This is a genomic window from Vibrio sp. YT-16 (assembly GCF_033337405.1).
In the GTDB taxonomy this organism is placed as follows: domain Bacteria; phylum Pseudomonadota; class Gammaproteobacteria; order Enterobacterales; family Vibrionaceae; genus Vibrio; species Vibrio alginolyticus.
Map to the genome: position 1 here is coordinate 1 of NZ_JAWOQQ010000028.1, position 17,631 is coordinate 17,631.

Annotated in this window: 20 protein-coding genes; all 20 read right to left on the bottom strand. The window is 39.5% G+C overall.

Annotated elements, in window-relative coordinates; genetic code table 11:
• Nucleotides 1–484: 484 nt before the first annotated feature.
• On the bottom strand, nucleotides 485–1,000 hold the full coding sequence (locus R7F07_RS23760) for a hypothetical protein (protein WP_171343437.1): 516 nt from the start codon (nucleotides 998–1,000) through the stop codon (nucleotides 485–487).
• A gap of 153 nt (nucleotides 1,001–1,153) precedes the next feature.
• Nucleotides 1,154–1,570, bottom strand: coding sequence for a lysozyme inhibitor LprI family protein (locus R7F07_RS23765; RefSeq protein ID WP_017821968.1), 417 nt, complete (start codon nucleotides 1,568–1,570; stop codon nucleotides 1,154–1,156).
• Between the two features lie 136 nt (nucleotides 1,571–1,706).
• Complete coding sequence (locus R7F07_RS23770; RefSeq protein WP_171343436.1) at nucleotides 1,707–2,330, bottom strand: hypothetical protein; 624 nt, start codon at nucleotides 2,328–2,330, stop codon at nucleotides 1,707–1,709.
• Nucleotides 2,331–2,940: 610 nt separating this feature from the next.
• Nucleotides 2,941–3,372, bottom strand: coding sequence for a hypothetical protein (locus tag R7F07_RS23775; protein ID WP_171343435.1), 432 nt, complete (start codon nucleotides 3,370–3,372; stop codon nucleotides 2,941–2,943).
• Between the two features lie 711 nt (nucleotides 3,373–4,083).
• A complete protein-coding gene (locus tag R7F07_RS23780) occupies nucleotides 4,084–4,857 on the bottom strand; it encodes an NERD domain-containing protein (RefSeq protein ID WP_025611476.1) in 774 nt (257 codons plus the stop codon).
• Between the two features lie 149 nt (nucleotides 4,858–5,006).
• Complete coding sequence (locus tag R7F07_RS23785; protein ID WP_318110575.1) at nucleotides 5,007–5,492, bottom strand: GFA family protein; 486 nt, start codon at nucleotides 5,490–5,492, stop codon at nucleotides 5,007–5,009.
• 676 nt (nucleotides 5,493–6,168) lie between these two features.
• The gene (locus R7F07_RS23790) at nucleotides 6,169–6,378 is read right to left on the bottom strand and encodes a DUF3955 domain-containing protein (RefSeq protein ID WP_140123004.1); all 210 of its coding nucleotides are present in this window, start codon (nucleotides 6,376–6,378) and stop codon (nucleotides 6,169–6,171) included.
• A 208-nt stretch (nucleotides 6,379–6,586) separates the two neighbouring features.
• Nucleotides 6,587–7,345, bottom strand: coding sequence for a hypothetical protein (locus tag R7F07_RS23795; RefSeq protein WP_171343434.1), 759 nt, complete (start codon nucleotides 7,343–7,345; stop codon nucleotides 6,587–6,589).
• A gap of 155 nt (nucleotides 7,346–7,500) precedes the next feature.
• Nucleotides 7,501–7,773, bottom strand: a complete 273-nt coding sequence (locus tag R7F07_RS23800) for a nicotinamide mononucleotide transporter (protein WP_005462157.1) — start codon at nucleotides 7,771–7,773, stop codon at nucleotides 7,501–7,503.
• Nucleotides 7,774–7,912: 139 nt separating this feature from the next.
• Nucleotides 7,913–9,187 (bottom strand): hypothetical protein, encoded by a 1,275-nt coding sequence (locus R7F07_RS23805; RefSeq protein ID WP_171343433.1) that lies wholly within the window; start codon nucleotides 9,185–9,187, stop codon nucleotides 7,913–7,915.
• A 144-nt stretch (nucleotides 9,188–9,331) separates the two neighbouring features.
• Entirely contained in the window at nucleotides 9,332–9,739 is a 408-nt protein-coding gene (locus R7F07_RS23810; RefSeq protein WP_041061969.1) for a hypothetical protein, read from the bottom strand.
• Nucleotides 9,740–9,895: 156 nt separating this feature from the next.
• Nucleotides 9,896–10,174, bottom strand: coding sequence for a hypothetical protein (locus R7F07_RS23815; RefSeq protein WP_171343432.1), 279 nt, complete (start codon nucleotides 10,172–10,174; stop codon nucleotides 9,896–9,898).
• Nucleotides 10,175–10,965: 791 nt separating this feature from the next.
• Entirely contained in the window at nucleotides 10,966–11,517 is a 552-nt protein-coding gene (locus R7F07_RS23820; protein ID WP_054730950.1) for a hypothetical protein, read from the bottom strand.
• Between the two features lie 679 nt (nucleotides 11,518–12,196).
• Nucleotides 12,197–12,598 (bottom strand): HIT family protein, encoded by a 402-nt coding sequence (locus tag R7F07_RS23825; RefSeq protein WP_023585550.1) that lies wholly within the window; start codon nucleotides 12,596–12,598, stop codon nucleotides 12,197–12,199.
• A 139-nt stretch (nucleotides 12,599–12,737) separates the two neighbouring features.
• Complete coding sequence (locus R7F07_RS23830; protein WP_033007115.1) at nucleotides 12,738–13,016, bottom strand: hypothetical protein; 279 nt, start codon at nucleotides 13,014–13,016, stop codon at nucleotides 12,738–12,740.
• A 212-nt stretch (nucleotides 13,017–13,228) separates the two neighbouring features.
• A complete protein-coding gene (locus R7F07_RS23835; RefSeq protein ID WP_171343431.1) occupies nucleotides 13,229–13,999 on the bottom strand; it encodes a hypothetical protein in 771 nt (256 codons plus the stop codon).
• Between the two features lie 3 nt (nucleotides 14,000–14,002).
• The gene (locus tag R7F07_RS23840; protein WP_171343430.1) at nucleotides 14,003–14,359 is read right to left on the bottom strand and encodes a hypothetical protein; all 357 of its coding nucleotides are present in this window, start codon (nucleotides 14,357–14,359) and stop codon (nucleotides 14,003–14,005) included.
• A 624-nt stretch (nucleotides 14,360–14,983) separates the two neighbouring features.
• Nucleotides 14,984–15,337 carry a DUF6404 family protein gene (locus tag R7F07_RS23855; RefSeq protein ID WP_029807783.1) on the bottom strand — a complete coding sequence of 118 codons (354 nt, stop codon included), beginning with the start codon at nucleotides 15,335–15,337 and terminating at the stop codon, nucleotides 14,984–14,986.
• Nucleotides 15,338–15,909: 572 nt separating this feature from the next.
• On the bottom strand, nucleotides 15,910–16,368 hold the full coding sequence (locus R7F07_RS23860; protein ID WP_031812476.1) for a hypothetical protein: 459 nt from the start codon (nucleotides 16,366–16,368) through the stop codon (nucleotides 15,910–15,912).
• Nucleotides 16,369–16,521: 153 nt separating this feature from the next.
• Complete coding sequence (locus R7F07_RS23865) at nucleotides 16,522–17,532, bottom strand: DUF2971 domain-containing protein (RefSeq protein WP_140287016.1); 1,011 nt, start codon at nucleotides 17,530–17,532, stop codon at nucleotides 16,522–16,524.
• Nucleotides 17,533–17,631 lie beyond the last annotated feature (99 nt).

A 17,631-nucleotide genomic window follows, 5' to 3' on the forward strand; every position in this document is an offset into this window, starting at 1 on the left:
GTGCCATAAACACAAAAGCTAAACTTAGAACCAAAATTGCCAAGCGTTGAGAATCCCTCTTGAACGCTTTGTTATGTTCGTAGCTATTTGAAGCCACTGATATTTACAAAACTATGTCTGGTCGATGCAACAGACTTGCTCACGCTAGGTACTGCCACACTTCAATTTGAATGTCTCTCAGTAAATTTTGAGTATGCTCCGACTGTAAATTAAGTTCGCACCAGCCATCAGTTCCCATATATTCAGCAGAAATATAGCTGATAGTTTTAATACCACTTTCATTGTTGAGGATTCCAGATAGTCGGAAAATACCTAACTTTGTGTGGATTCTGCTAATTTTGAAGTTTTCCATAAACCTCCAAGAACATAACGCCCAATTAAGGTGTGAACCACGCTACCACACAACTCAATTAGACCACCTTAATCACTAAAATTAATCCAAACCGAAAATGCCAAGCGTGGTGAATCACTCTTAAATTGTTTGTTAGGCATTTTTATACAGCCTTTTAATACCTAATTTAACAAATGTATCGTGCGCACTTATAAAACTAGGCACCAATCGATTAATTTCTGTAGCCTCAGCCTTGATGTGTTCCGGTACAGGTCCAAAAGGAAGGTTATCAGGCTTAACAGAACGCATACTATAATTAGGGGCAATAGTTACAGTATTGCCAGCTATAGTCGTTGCTAACTGCTCCGCAGCTTTATACAAAGATTTGTGAGCTTTATTCAGACCGGGATCAGAAAACTCAAATTCTGGTTTATGCCAGTTATCCACATAAACCGATAGCGGGGTCCAATATTTTTCTGGGAAGGGCGCTAAAAAGTCATGCTGACGATAAAATTCAGCAACGCTATTGCTGACGAACAAATCTTTATATTTTTCGAACAATTCAAGGTCATGTGCACTAACTCTTTTTTGTTGCAACTTCCAGGAAATAAGCACTGCAACAAGTGTTGCACATGCCCCAATAACTGCACCAATAATAGTCGAGTCCATAGATACCTCCTGATGCCTAACGCCCTGTTAAGGTGTGAGCAACGCAATACCGAAGCCCCCGCATACCACCTTAATCACTAAATTCAACGCATAGCAAAAATGCCACGCGTTGCGAATCACTCTTGAACAGTTTGTTATGTGCGTGATTGAAACCTACTCTACACTTGGCTCCGGTAAAACTGGTGGTGTACTGTCCATATAAGTTAAAAAGTTTTCCCATAACTCGTGCGTTCTTTGCTTAGTTAACTTAGTTTTGCACGATATCGCCATAACTCCACGAATAGTTCCATCACGCCATTGCGTATAAACCGAATCACAGTGAGAGGACATATATGCTTGCCAATCCTGTTGAGCAAGCTTAATTGCTGCGATCAGTTCTGGGTCATGAGAGTTGTGCTCAAAGCTAGTGTTTAGATATTTGTCTAATTTAACTTGTGCTGACTCTAGTTCAATAGCAGTACATTGGTTTATCTCGATTGTGGTCATCGCATTATTACAGTCAATGGACTCTTCTTCAGCAAGAGCACCAAATGAAAGACTAGCTAATATGATGATTAGACACTTATTCATCGTTTTCTCCTAAAGCACATAACGCCCGCTTAAGTGGTGAGCAACGCTACCACTACACTCAATTATTGCACCATAAACACTAAAGACAAATTAAACAAAAACCGCCAAGCGTTGCGAATCCGTCTTAAAGCGTTTGTTAGCCCTTAATGTTCAATATATCATCAAGAAAATCGAATTGAGGTATACAGGTAGAACTAATCATTTTAAAAAGATGCTCGTCATTACTTTCATGTTCGCCGAGCGCTAAATAATAATTTTCATTGTTATACTTGGCAAAAACTATCCACTCCCCTGTTAACTTACTTAAGTCCGCCCTCGATTCAAATGCATTAGTTATTAGATCGTCTCCCATTTTACGTATAACTTCATCAGTTAACGTTTCTCCATTAGCCAAATGCTTTTCGATAACACGCTTAACACCATTTTTGCCATGGTGGATTTGTAGGTTTTTAGCTAGAAATCTGGCAGAAAAATAATGTTTATGCCACAGGCCTTTTAGGGGAGGTCTTTTGAACTCTGTAGCATCTTTTATCAACTTTGTATCTTTAACCCCTTCAAGTTCTTTAATGGCTTCTAGTATTTCTGCTGGCTCAATACCATAGCTATCGTGGTACATAATCACTTGGAGTATAAAAAACCAGCTAAAACGACCACCCGTATATTTATAGAAGTCATATTTTTTTGCGAATTCAGAGAGCAGTTCAACATTGAATACTCTATCTGCACCATTAATTTTCACTTCAAATTTAGGACTGAACAAATTACCTCCTGAGGGCTAACGCCGCATTAAGGGGTGAACAACGCCACCACCTAACCTAAAGCATTGTGCCGTAAACACTTAAGCTAATTCAAACCAAAACTGCCAAGCGTTGTGAATCCCTCTTGAATGCCTTGTTATATGCCTGAGACTTGCCTAGATTCAAGAAATAACTCGTATTCATGATGCGTATATACAAATAAAGCTAATACAAACACCCAAAACAAAAACCTTTTACCATGCTGTAGTATTTGTCTCCGATAAAGTTCAGCAGCATCAGATGACTTACATGATATAAAGATCAAAAAAGGAGCCATCGCTATAGCCGCTACACTATATCCGTTCAATGCAGAAGACATTTTGTAAAACAAACTATGCATTGAAACAAGGTTAGAGATAATCATTCCCAAACAACCTAACAATAGTGCTACTTGAAAAAAACCTAATATTTCCAATTATTTCCTCTACATTCAAATCGGGCATATAACGCCCTGTTAAGGGGTGAGCAGCGCAATACCGAAGCCGCCGCATACCACCTTAATCACTTAAACCAACGCATAGTAAAAATGCCACGCGTTGCGAATCCCTCTTGAACAGTTTGTTATGTATAAATTTAACTACTAATAAAGCTTGTAATTATTGATATAACAGCAACTCCAATACTGAGCCACGCTAACTTAATTGACAAATTGAAGTTCAGACTATCTTCTATTGAAGCAAGTGTTTTTTCAAAACGCGCTAGGCTGTCAAAACAGACCGTTCGAGCACGTGAAACAACCTTATAGTTCGTATCTTTTATACCTAGATGGGCTAAGTTATTGTGCGAATAAAGCTCTAGATCCCCTATAAAACCACCATCAAGTTCTTCGAGTGTCATACAATAGTTTTTGTGCTCTTCTCTAGCTATGATTAACTTAGCTTTTAGGTTTCTACCTAGAAAACCTTTACTACCCGCTAAAAGTGACTCATTGCTTTGGTTTATCAGCTTAGAATTTTTCACATATTCGTCGACTAGAACATCGACGTGGATAAATTTCTTTTTCATACAATTACTTAATCACTAGTGACTATTTCACCATTTGTACATAACGCCGCATTAAAGTGCGAACAACGCTAAATACCTAACCCAAACCATTGCACCTTAAACACTAAAACCAAGTTTAAACTGAGATCGCCAAGCGTTGTGAGTCACTCTTAAATGCTTTGTTAGGCGCTTCACGCAAATAGTTAAAATGGGATTTAGAAAACCACCTTTTGGAAAAAAGAACGCACGTAACCCACTGAATTTGGTTAAGACCCAAAGGCTAAAGCGACTAAGTTTCTGAAACCCACTGCAACCAAAAACACTAAAGAAATTGGCAATTCAACACATAGAAATGAAATTTGGAAAAGCTGACTATCGGAACGAAATTCTAGCCAATAAACCTGTTTCGAAGGCAGACAAACTTAAAGCGATTTGAGCCAAAGAAACTGACAACAAACCGACCAGAAAACCGAATGAGGCAACCTGCGAAACTTGGCATGTTTTACGGATTGAGTGATTCAAGAACTTGGGAAGATAAAGCCAGATTGCCGAAAAACTGGAGCGAATGGCCGGAGAGAAATTAGAGATATGACCCACGAAATTTCTCACTGCGCCTAACGCCCTGTTAAGGTGTGAGCAACGCAATACCAATGCCGCCGCATACCACCTTAATCACTAAAACCAACGCATGATGAAAATGCCACGCGTTGCGAATCACTCTTAAACAGTTTGTTAGTTGAATTGTTTCACCGCTCTACACTTGGGAAAAGTTGAACAACCCCAAAACTGTTTACCTATATTTTCACCACGCTTGGTTTCACGCAACACCATTTCAGAGCCGCAACGGGGGCACTGATTTGAGCTAGCTTTGGATGTGACAACTTCTTTAACATGTTTACGATGCTTTAAATCCGTAATAACTCCGCGCTTTAACTTTATCTGGTTTATAGACTCAGTTAACCGAGCATAATCCTTGTCAGAGAACACTACCTCGTTAAATTGCTGAATGTATCGAATACTTCCTCGAGCATAGGTAACGTTTGGAGGCATTTCGGTTTTAAAGGTACTGTCGCCGATGAAAACAATAACTGAATGCAAGTGCTCTTCACTGCAACCTAGCAAGGTTTCTAGAGCTTTTATGTGCTTGTAATTCTGATGCAGTGGGTTTTGAAATTTAGAGGAATGACGGTAAATCTTTTGTGTCCACTGTTTCTGGCGAGCCGAGCCAAATATCCAACCTTTCATATTCTTAGTTTCAACGACAAAGATGCCATATTTAGAAACCACAATATGGTCGACTTGAGTTGTACCATCGCTAGTCGGCAACGTTACGTCTTTTATTAGTGTGTAGTCAGACTCTGGTAATTTGGACAAAAGACGGTTCACGAGAAACTCACCGAATACACCTTTTAGCCACCTACTTTTGAAAACGCTAACAATGAGCAATAAAGGCACTAGATACCAGACTTGCGCAAGCACATTAAGAAATGCTTCAAAAATATTCACGGATTTTCCCTATTCAACTAACGCCGCGTTAAGGGGTGAACAACGCCACCACCTGACCCAAACCATTGTGCCATAATCACAAAAGCTAAATTTTGAACCAAAACTGCCAAGCGTTGAGAATCCCTCTTGAACGCCTTGTTATGCGTGCGTTACCTGCATATTTTTAACCAATCTTTATCAGTTGGCATCGTATCAAATTTCGGTATACCGTCATTTACAAAGCCCACGTCCCAACTAGCGTGAGAGCCAACATAAACATGAGCAGAAACTTTTGTATCCACGGACTCGGACAGCAGGCCAGCTGGCACCCAATATGAATCACCGCTTGAGCTGATATTCGGTACTGGGCTACCGCATTGACAGCAAAACTCAGATTTAAAACCTGATCTCGTAGAAAATGACCTAATTTGATGTTCGCCGGAACGCCACTTAAAATTTGATGCTTCAACTATCAACGCTGAATTTGATGAAGAACCCGATACCTTGCGACACAGAGAACAATGGCATTGATAGATGGGTGGCAATTCGCCTGACAACTCAAACGAAACTTCTCCACACAAACAGTTTCCTTTCAAATTTAATTCTTCCTTGTTAATTAGTACGCATAACGCCTTGTTAAGGTGTGAGGTACGCAATACCTAAGCCTCCGCATACCACCTTAACCACTAAACCTAACGCATGGTAAAAATGCCACGCGTACCGAATCACTCTTGAACAATTTGTTATACATAATATTTTTTCATAACCAAGACTCTACTGAACCAGCATTTCTTGGGATAATTAACAACTAACTCATAACTTTCTGTTGAGTCAAAAACAATACGATAATGATCCTTTTTTACTTCACATACAGAACTAAGATTGAAACTATTATAAAATGGTTTAAAGCTATAACTTCCGACTAATTCTAGTTGTTTATTGATTAGTAGCACCGCACAACCTTCCTCAAACGAACAGTCCCAATTTAGAAACAGTAAATAGTAATTTTTAAGCTCAAACTGCTTTTCAATAACATATCCTGGAGTTTTGAATTTTAATTGCACTCCATCGAAAAATAACGCGGATTTGAGCGGGCGATTCTCATAAGCGCATTGATGCTCTTGAATTGTAAACTTACTTATTACCTTCATCACATGCCTATTATGTATAACGCCGCATTAAGGTGTGAGCAACGCAACCACCAAGACTAAACCATTGCACCGTAAACACAAAACCCAACGATGGAATAAAAAATGCCAAGCGTTGGGAATCACTCTTAAATGCTTTGTTATAACGAAGCTTCTTAGTGCGCTTGTGGCTTAACTAACCCGTTTACTGAACCTTTCTATGTTTAACGAAGGTAACAACCAAAGCCACTAACGCCAGTAGCTGAAAAAGCCAAAATAAAGGAATGAACCGAAATGGCTCAACTAAGAAGCCATTCTCATCTACGTATGAACCGATGGTGTTATAAGCAATTAAACACAAAATACCGCTGATACAGAAAAGAACGCTTATTTTATACTTACGGAGAAATTTCATCGGAGCCTCAATATTGGAATATCTAACCATGTTAGACATTTTGTAAGAGTACATGGTTCACCCCAATAATCATGATTGGACAGACAAGTTATAACGCCCTGTTAAGGTGTGAGCAACGCAATGCCGAAGCTCCCGCATACCACTTTAATCACTTAAACCAACGCATAGTAAAAATGCCACGCGTTACGAATCACTCTTAAACAGTTTGTTAGTTGCGCATTTCCTCTACCTTACTGCGCTCTCTTTCTAGACGCTCTTTCTTAAAGTTCTCACACTTTAGCTTAAGGAATGCATCAGGATTGAGCTTACAATGATAGTGGTGATGTTCTTTCTGTAACTTCTCCTTTTCCTCATCTAATTCCTTTTGAGATTTACTTTTCTTACCCCACAACTCAAGTCCTTTCTTCGTAGCCAGATACCAACTATATAGTAACGCTAGTAAAGAAAAGAACGGACTAGACCAGCCTAGATATGCAATGAAGGCAGGAATAACACAAAACCAGAAAGTCATAACAAACAATAGTAATTTCCGACCTTTTGCATCTTCTTTTTGTTTTTCTATTACTTGCTCAAAAGTTCTACTACTCAAATCGGAGTATATGATTGCTAAGGTCTCTTTTGACAGGTCAAATTGCGGTTCTTGTGACTTAGGGTATTCATCCCAATGCGCTATCACATCATTACCAGCAGCGTAACCAAGCAAAAAATTGTGCCCCACAATGTCTTTGGTTCTCCAATCAGTTTGAGTAAAGTTTTTTACAATAACCATAACTGGAGTAGCGTATCGTGTTGCCCAAATACTCAGCTCATGTTCAGCGATCCTTTTTATTTCAGAAACTAATTCTTGTTCATAAATATGAATTTTTAACATAGCAAAGTCTTGACCTGTGAATACAGGGCTGTAGATAACAAAATAGCCTTGCCTCTTTTCTTCGATATCTTCGTACCGAATCCAACTTTCTTTCATATGTTCTCTATTTTCGCGCGCAACTAACGCCCTGTTAAGGGGTGAGCAACGCAATACAAAGGCCGCCGCAAACCACCTTAATCACTAAAATCAACGCATAGTGAAAATGCCACGCGTTGCGAATCCCTCTTGAACAGTTTGTTATGTGCGAACTTCTAGCTTGTAGATGACTGCTCAGCAACACTAACTTTAGGCTCTTTCTCTGGCGTCGACCATTTGATGATTGCTCTAAGGTTCATTGAGAAAAAGATGATATTTGCAATTATCATTGCCACACTGCCAGTAAGATAACCAACTGCTACCCAACTAGTGTTACCGCACATCATTAGAATGAAACCGATTTTGTTCTTATTTCCAATTTGCCAAATTGCAAGAAACGTAAGTACCATTGCAACCCAGTCGATTCCATAGTACTGAAAATATTCCATTTTTCCTCCAAGCACATAACGCCCTGTTAAGGTGTGAGCAACGCAATACCGATGCTCCCGCATACCACTTTAAACACTAAAACCAACGCATAGTAAAAATGCCACGCGTTGCGAATCACTCTTAAACAGTTTGTTAACTTTATGTTTGCTGTGGCTTACTTTCTGAATGTTGCTTATTCGTTGCATTAGAAACTGCCGCAATCATTTGAGTAACTTGCTCCACGACCTTTGGTTCAAAATTTGTAGGCTGTACTTTAGTAAAAGCACTATCGCTGTCCAAGTTCCAATTTTCAAATATCGCTTTCATATCCGATTGGCTAACATCATTGCCGTATACTTCTAAATAGAGCTTTCCAAAGTTAATGGCATGCATACGGTCACTGCGCTTTAATGACTCGTGCATATAAGCATTACCTAGGTTATACGCATGCTTTGCCCAAGCCCCGAACAACGTAACCACAATCAGCCCTTTTAGTAATAAAAAGGAGAAAAAGAACCAATCAATATTTTCCTTAGATGCTGCATGGAATGCAAAACCACCATAGATCAGAGCACCAATAGCAGACGCTATTGCAAGACCTAAAGCGCAAGAGCCTTGTAAGTTCCAGTTTCTCGATTTATCAGAAAACTCTTTTTCTTTCTTCTCCAAAACTTCAACTGCAGATTTAACGAACTCAGGTACTTTGATTTCGATTTTTTCTTGTACTTGTCTTTGATGCTCTTCTTGTAACTGCCTTATGTTGTCCTTAAGTTCTAACTCACGTTTAGCATAATTACTTTCAATACTTTTGAGTTTATTTTGACGTTGATGGAAATCCTTTTCGGCGACAGATATCTGATTACGAAGGTGTTCCAGTTGCTCAGCCAACTGTTCTTCACGTGCTCGCTGACGACGCTCTAGGTATCTCTCTTTATCTTCAAGCTCTTTTATCCGCTCAAAAGCATCTTTTTCAATTGAGTTTTCAAGTTTTTGAGTCAGATAATGTTTATAGTTACCTTCCAGTTCAGTCTGCTCTTCAGTTATTTCCATGATCATATGTCGATCTTCGATCGGCAACATTTTAAGCAACCTATCCCGTACATCTGAGCTTGTGCTTCGAATAACACGAATGAGATTTTCACGACTGAGCACTCTAGGTAGCTTAGAAAGCGCATTGGCAGAACATAGCAATAAAACCTTATTAATTGTTCTATTAGAAATTGAAGAGAACAACCTATTCGCAGAATCTTCGTTTAGATTTGAAATAAGAGTCTGCATCCCCTTCTCTGGAAGGTGCCCCATAAGAAGAGATAGTTCTTTGTCGTTACTTCTCGTAATTAGTTCGTTCAACTCATGAGGAGATAACATGCGCCAAAGCTCAGCTAAATCACCTCGAGGGAGATTACTAATTCTTATATTATTTTCGTATTCCATAATGTCCTAATAAAGTTAACGCCCTGTTAAGGGGTGAGCAACGCAATACCAAAGCCACCGCATACCACCTTAAACACTAAAACCAACGCATAGTGAAAATGCCACGCGTTGCGAATCCCTCTTGAACAGATTGTTAGCTGTGTACTACAACACTAGCATTAAAATAAAAGGCCCCAAAACTGCAACAACCATCATCAAAAACCAGAGATAAATCATCAATGATAGGTAGAGCGAAAATATCCCTTTTACAGCACTTTCCAGCTCGATACCTTTATTGTTCTGTAAAAAGTACGCTAACTCTGCCCTAGGAATGGAGCCTGCAACTTTTCGAAACTTAAGCTTCAAAAGCATAAGACCCATTGAGGTAGGTACACTAAGCGCCAACAGGTACAACATGTAAGACATGAAGGTGTTTTCGGGAGATTTGTTACCTGAAACTATAGCCGCAATAATGATGACTAAGAGTAGAGAGGAAAAACCTTTAAATGATGAAAAGACTGAGTCTCGCGTTTTAACATATAGCCAAAATAACGGCTTATCGATTATTTTCATGTGTTTCTCAAACAGCTAACGCCCTGTTAAGGTGTGAGCAACGCAATACCTAAGCCACCGCATACCACCTTAAACACTAAACGTAACGCATAGTAAAAATGCCACGCGTTGCGAATCACTCTTGAACAGTTTGTTATAAAACGGGATTAAACGCCGCTATATTAAACCGACTAGCTGTAAGACCCACTCCAAATACTGATAAAAATCTGGGTACTGTTCCAACAAATATTCAGGGACATCAATTCCTGTTAGCTTCTCAAGAAATTCATCCCAGTTTTCACTGATGAAGTCTTTTACTTCTTTCTTTACGCTATGGACTAAATCTCCCAACTCATCAACAGCACTCAAAGCATCTTCTAGAGTAACTACAACTTGGTCCTCTCCAGCAACAACTACATCGTCACCAGCCATTACGCGATAAACATTATTTGCCATTTCAGTAACCTATTGTGAAATTAAACTAGTAAATACAATAGCAAATAAATAGTTGCAGCTCTGATTTGAACTCACAGTCTCAGCTTAACGTGCATAGTTTTATAACGCCTTGCTAAGGTGTGAGTAACGCAATACAAAAGCTACCGCACGGCGCCTTAAACACATAAGCCACCGCAAAGTGAAAATGCCACGCGTTACGAATCACTCTTAAGCAATTTGTTAGTACATGCGCTACTTCTATTCATGCGATCCAAGATATTGAAAAATTAGATGATATGAAAGGCTTTGAACACTGAAGTGAGACGGGCAGCTACAAAACCTAAACTCGATTAAGAGACAAAAGTTGGCTAGAAGAAAAACGCCCTGAACTTCCCTACTTTTACTGGCTTCAAATTAGAAAAGGATTCGATCCTCGCACTTGGACGGCAACACCAAAGAAAGGCAATTCTGACTTAGTAAAAACCACCAAAGAGAAGAAGCGTCAAAGAAATAGGCTAAGAGTTAGAAACCGTAAACGGTGAAATCAAAGCAAACACTCCGCATATAGTGCCACCGGAAAGAACGTGAAAGGTACAAACTGAAAGGTGTAAAGACGAACGCCAAAACAGATAAACACCAAAACTGATGACCTTTGATGCTAAACCCGTACTAACGCCGCGTTAAGTAGTGAGCAACGCTACCACTGAACCTAAACCATTGTGCCGTCAACACTAAAGCCGATTACAACCCAAAATGCCACGCGTTGCGAATCTGTCTTAAACGCTTTGTTATAACACCGTTGATGAATCGGCTTAAAGTGCTACATCTAAATTGACAGAACTCCAACTATTGCTAAAACCAAATGTACTTAAATCAATACCATCAACCCACGGACTCACAACGTGAACTACGCCTTCAGAGACTTCCTTGGTTTTAAACTTGTTGATGATAAACTTTAGCCCATCTTCAGTTTTTGGGGTCGCTAGCAAATATCGAGAGCCTTCCCGAGTAAGATTACAATACTCCCACATTTTAATTTTTTGTGACTCAACGATGTAAACAGTTTCTCTGAAACCCGTGACATTATCCTTCATGGGCATAAACCCATCGTCTTCTAGGGCACAAGCATCTAACTGATGTCGAGTAAGGGTAAAATATATGCCCGCCTTGCCACTATTATTCACACCAAGGTTACCATCAAAAAATACAACGCCACCACTTCGCTCTGTTATTGTAAGAGCTCGATTCGGCCGTTGGGAATCATCTCCCCACTTATTTATGAGTTGAAAATCTTCTTGATTAGCTTCCAATGTAAAGCTAGAAATGACCAATATGCTCAAGACTAATTTTCTAATGTATTTCACAACACATCCTCACTATTACTAGTTTGTGACTAACTTGATTTAGGTGTTATAACGCCCTGTTAAGGTGTGAGCAATGCAATACCGCAGTCACCGCATACCACCTTAAACACCAAACGCAACGCATAGTAAAAATGCTACGCGTTGCGAATCACTCTTAAACAGTTTGTTATATGATTAATATGAATCGACACGAGAGACTTCTTTCACTTTTGTCAACGCACAACGCTTGCAAACCCAAGTTTCACGTAGCTCATAGTGTTTAGCATTTCGTTTATATCGCAAGTCGGGAGAGCCATCTAAACACGCCTTTTCCCAATATGATTTTATTACGATAGATTTCGCTTTATACATAGAAAAGGGCTTACTACAGCTAGAACACCAGCTGGATATTATCAAAGAGAGTGCTTTGTAAGCACCCCAAATAATAGCGAGCGGGATAACTAAAGGCCAAGCCACTGCGATAATAATGCATCCCCAAATATAAAACCCGAGTTGACGATCTAACTTTCTGGGTAACCTCACTATCAAACCCTCATATCATATAACGCCTTGTTAAGGTGTGAGGCACGCAATACCTAAGCCACCGCATACCACCTTAACCACTAAAACCAACGCATGACAAAAATGCCACGCGTGCCGAATCACTCTTGAACAATTTGTTAGCATACTTTTTCAATGCTCATAGATCTTTAAGTGATTCTCTTAGTTTATCCATAGTTTGAATTCCAAGTTCACTACTAACCCAACCGTACTGGTCGCCATGAAACCTAGGGAAAATATGCAAATGGTAGTGATCGAGCTCGTTGAAATGAGGTGTCTCTCCATTGTTTTGCATAAAGCCGATACCATCGGGATTGAACTTAGCTTCTATACGTTTATATAAATCTCTTGCAACGTCGGTGATCTCAAAAAACACAGACTCAGGCAGGTCAATGAAAGTACGGTATTGAGTCTTAGGACAAATTAAAATATGCCCAAAGTTGATTGGATCATGGTCTGCAAAAGCTATAACTTGGTCAGATTCGTACACGATGACCGAGTCAATTTCACGATTAACAATTTGTTCGACTATCGTAGCCATCTGAACTCCTATCAAAGTATGCTAACGCCCTGTTAAGGTGTGAGCAACGCAATACCAATGCTCCCGCATACCACCTTAAACACTAAAACCAACGCATAGTAAAAATGCCACGCGTTGCGAATCACTCTTGAACAGTTTGTTAGGCGACATTTCTACGTTTAACTTCTTTCTCATACGAAGATTCGTTGTATAGCCAAATAGCCCAAAATGCGAAAAACATCCCGATCGTGTAAATTGAGTAATTAAGAGCATTATCCGATAAGAAAATAGTAATGCTTGCCGCATCAGAAGACGGATATAGGAAAATAACATTAAAAATTATGTACAAAATGGCTGTGACGAAAGTTGTTCTGAAAAGCCAATTTAAACAGCCTTTCTTTCGCGATTTTTGCCAATTATCAAATGCTTTACCATTCATTAATCCACTCCTTTTCTATTAACTGAAGCTAGATTCACGCCAAGATACTATCACTACTCTATCGTTTATCTCATGTCGCCTAGCGCCCTGTTAAGGTGTGAGCAACGCAATACCGAAGCTCCCGCAAACCACCTTAAACACAGAACGCAACGCATAGCAAAATGCCAAGCGTTGCGAATCACTCTTAAACAGATTGTTAAGCGTAATTTTCTCTAGGCTAAATCACTTTGTAACCTTTCTGCTTCGCATTCTGCCAAATGAAGTAAATGCCCGAGAGAAACTAAACGAGAAGCACTTGTTCCATGTCCATGGGCTACATCTTGGTTCAATCTTGTTTTTTCATAGAGCTTATGTGACAACTTGCGCCAAACCTCATTTAATTGAGAATATATTTGAATCTCAACATGAACTCCGTCTGTGTAAATTACATCAGCGTGATAAGCAAAGTACCCACTAGCCATTTTAGCTTCTTGCTCAACTATTATTTCTGAAATATCAGTGTAATCATCCAAAGGAATATTGTTTATTTCAAATTTCCTTTTCCAATCCTTAAGGGCTTTGCTGAAATCGCTAGCATATTTATGAGAACTAACGACTACTGAGCTTCTTACGAGATCTTTCAAGCGCTCTTTAATGTTATCAGTTTTTACGTAATCTTCAGAGTCTTTGTTTTTTCGCCATAACTTATCAATGATCGAATCTGTCGATTTGAAGATTTCTTCATATCTGTCACCTTGCAATTGGTCTTCAAGCATGATTTCACACTTTAAAATAGATGTATCTTCATCATTAGTTTGCTTGGCACGAATTAAAACGGTGTTTAAGCTATCCAGTAGCGTAAGTAGCTTTTCAAGACGGTCTTTATTTGCTTTTAGTTCGTCTCTAGTTTGATCCAAATAGGCTACTAAATCGATATCTTCGACATTGCTTCTATGCCATTGAACATATTGTTCGGAATCAAATTCTTCAGGAAAGTTAGGCATAGGTTAATAACTCCCTAGATACAAAGCTTTAGATAGTCTTTTTGACAAACCTTTCACTTCAATACTACAGAAGCTGATTTCAAAAGCCTCTCTAACTTTGTCAGCCTTATGGCTACCTTCATTTGTATCATCAAGATAGTATGATAGTCCTGACACAACGAAAATTTCTTGCCCTTCCCAGCGGTCTAACCCAAACTTTTCCATTTTATGCTCAAAATTCAATTGAAGAGAACTTAACTTGTCAGCAAGATCTTTCACTGTCCATTTTTCAGAAAGTTCATTTCTCCAGATATCATTTGCTTCTTTATAAATATCTAGGACTTTTCGATCGTTGTCCTTTAGTAACATAAATGTTTTCATATGTTCTCCAGTTTAATTATTACGCTTAACGCTGCGTTAAGGGGTGAATGCCGCCGAACCCAACTTCCCGCAGACCACTTTCACCACCGAAAATCACTGCAGACTAAAAATGCCACGCGGCATGAATCCCTCTTGAACGCCTTGTTATGCTTAAGCTTCAATGGGTTACGTTTTAATAGAACCAAGATTAACTCACTTTGATTTACAAACAAAAACCACAGCGTAGAAAACCGAAATGACTCATAGTTTTAAAAATCGGGCTTTGAAATTCGGCCGCTAAAACTCAAAAACCGAAGATTAAATTACTGATTGAACCAGCCGCCCTAACCGCGCACTTACCTGACAATTGATTGAGGCAACTCTCTAAATTTCCAGCGCCCAAGAATGGATATCCAGAAAATACGCCCACTGAAGCCAACTTGCCGACGAGTACAAAACCAAAAAGTTGAGGGAACAAAGAAAACCATAACCCACTGATTTTATGTGATTAAGCATAACGCCCTGTTAAGGGGTGAGCAACGCAATACCGAAGCCGCCGCATACCACCTTAAACACTAAAACCAACGCATAGTGAAAATGCCACGCGTTGCGAATCTCTCTTGAACAGTTTGTTAGGTTTTGGGCTTATTCTCCCAATGAACCCCAGTCTGTTAGATTTAATTGCTTGCGCCTAATGTAGTAGAAGGTTGCCATAACTAAACCAAACAATGCGCCAGTAAGTAACGAGATATAAACTGCTTCTAAAACTGGTTTACCTAGCTCGTTCCACACAAGAAACCATTGGAAGATTCCCCAAACAGGAGCAAAGAAAACCACACAAAGCATAACGTTTGCGAAAAAGCTCTGATAATAAGGCGGCGGAAAACATAATCCAAGTTTACGTAACAACTTTACAAGTGGAGGATTGTAGTTCGACTTCCAAACACCTTTGTCACTTAATTCTTTGTGCGCAAGTTGTAGCTTCGTTTCATAATCCATGTTCCAAAATCCTCGAATTCGATGTTTTCCGCGGAGAAACCTAACGCGCAGTTAAGGTGTGAGAGACGCACATGCACCCTAACCTAAAATAAACTCTGATAAATCCGTGCCTATTTGGGCACTAAAACCCCAATGCGTTTCGAATCGCCTTGAACGTCTTGTTATTCCGCAACTAAAGTCGGCTATGTTTACGCCTAATCTTTTGATATGACGAAAAATTTTCGGCATGCAGGCAAAAATCGAAGCCGAAGTATTTGGCAGCTCACTACCTTAAATCGCTTTAGCGTCACTCTTTAATTACTGCGCCATATTAAGGTGCGCTTAAAGCGCTTTAAGGCTAGCATGGAAATGACCAATATTCGCCCTTTTCGCCGCTTTTCCACCCTATTACCCCGCCACTTTCACTCTTAGGCTACAATCACGTACATTTAGCCTGAGAGATCCGTTGCGGAAATAACGCCGCATTAAGGGGTGAACAACGCCACCACCAAACCTAATCTATTGTGCCGTAAACACTAAAGCTGATTCAAACCAAAACTGCCAAGCGTTGTGAATCCCTCTTGAATGCTTTGTTAGGCTTTTTTCACCAAGTGCTCTTTACTCTTTAGCTTGCTGTAAAGTGAGTTAGAGTCTTTAAACCAAACAAGATCATAGAACTCATTGTTGGAAAATCGGAGTTTTACCTTTGGTGTACCAAGATATTTTGAGTACTCCACAGACACAATTTCTTCGTAATTTCGCTTAAAGTTGTAACCTGACTCTTGGTGACGAAATTCAACCCCTACGTTGTTTACTATAACAATGTCACTACGGTGATTATGTAAAGCATTGCCATAGTGCTTATCTATAAACCTCAATACATACATAATAAGTGCACAAATCACTAAGCCTGTAGTAAAAGAACCATTCACAACAAAAATTGTAGGTTTGAAATATAAAGCAACTAAACAAGGAATAATAAACCCATAATTAAGCCACTTTAGCAATTTCAGCCGCTGTTCTAAAAACTCAATATCGCACTTATATTCCATTTACTATTACCTAAAGCCTAACGCCGCATTAAGGTGTGACCAACGCTGCCACGAAACCTAACCATACCACCGTAAACACGAAACCCAACGATGGAATGAAAAATACCAAGCGTTGGGAATCACTCTTAAATGCTTTGTTAGTTTTCTTTTCACCTATCGTCCGATCTTACCCATAGCTTCCATATAATCATCCAGACGCCCCATAGCACTTATCATTCTAAAAGGGTTTCGCTGAGCAGCGACTTCTTTATGAGTTTCAGTAATTGTGCACCATGGGCAAAGTTCATTGTCATTAACTAAGGGCTCTGAGCACTTATTACAATTTTGTGCTGATTGAACTATTTGGCTATCTTCAAAGATATAAACTTCGCTATTTTGGGCTTTAATGTAAGGCTTAGGATGGCTTTTACCAATGACAAGCTCATACCACTTCATATCCGCTACAGATGCAATATCGTTTGAACGTTGAACCAAATCAGTTGGGAACTTTGGTCCTGCAATGAAGGCAGTCACAAATTCTAGCGGTATAAACAAAATATCATTACCTGCGACATTTTCAGTTACACTTGTCATATCGACAAATCGACACTCTTTCTCGTATGCCCATTGATCATATTTTGAGAAATATGATTCAACAAAAACAGCTCCCTGTAATGCATAAGAATGACGTGGCTTTAACGTCCCCGCAGCTCTCGCAAGTATCCCTTTTAAGCTCTCCAAAGGAGCTTCACGGTAAGATACCTCCCAAATCGGATTTCCCTCAAAGTGTTTCTGTAAACCCTCTAGGTCAAACTCAAGTACAAAGCCTGAATGATTGTTAGCATAATGAGCCCACATCGGCGACACGATAGGCGAATAAGAAAAGCAAGTTGTTGGGTTCTGAGGGATGCCACTTACTACATCGTGATAGAACGCCAGATGTTCCGGTGGGATGGACAAGTCCATTCCTAAGAAAAGCTCATATGGATCATTGTAGTCTTTCGGTAGTGAGCATTTAACACCACAAAACCCCTCTCTGGCAAAAACCAAATCTAATACATCAAAACTAAAATATTTATAGATCTTATCCATATTACCTAACTCTTTACTCGTTGAATTATGAGAGATATTTCTTAAGGCTAGCTTCAACCTTTTCATTTTGATTTTTTTGCCAACACGTCCCATATTTGAACTCTACTTCTGAAAACTAACGCCGCATTAAGGTGTGAGCGGCGCTTGGCTATACTTGAGCGAAGCGAAACTGCCAAGCGTTGCGAATCACTC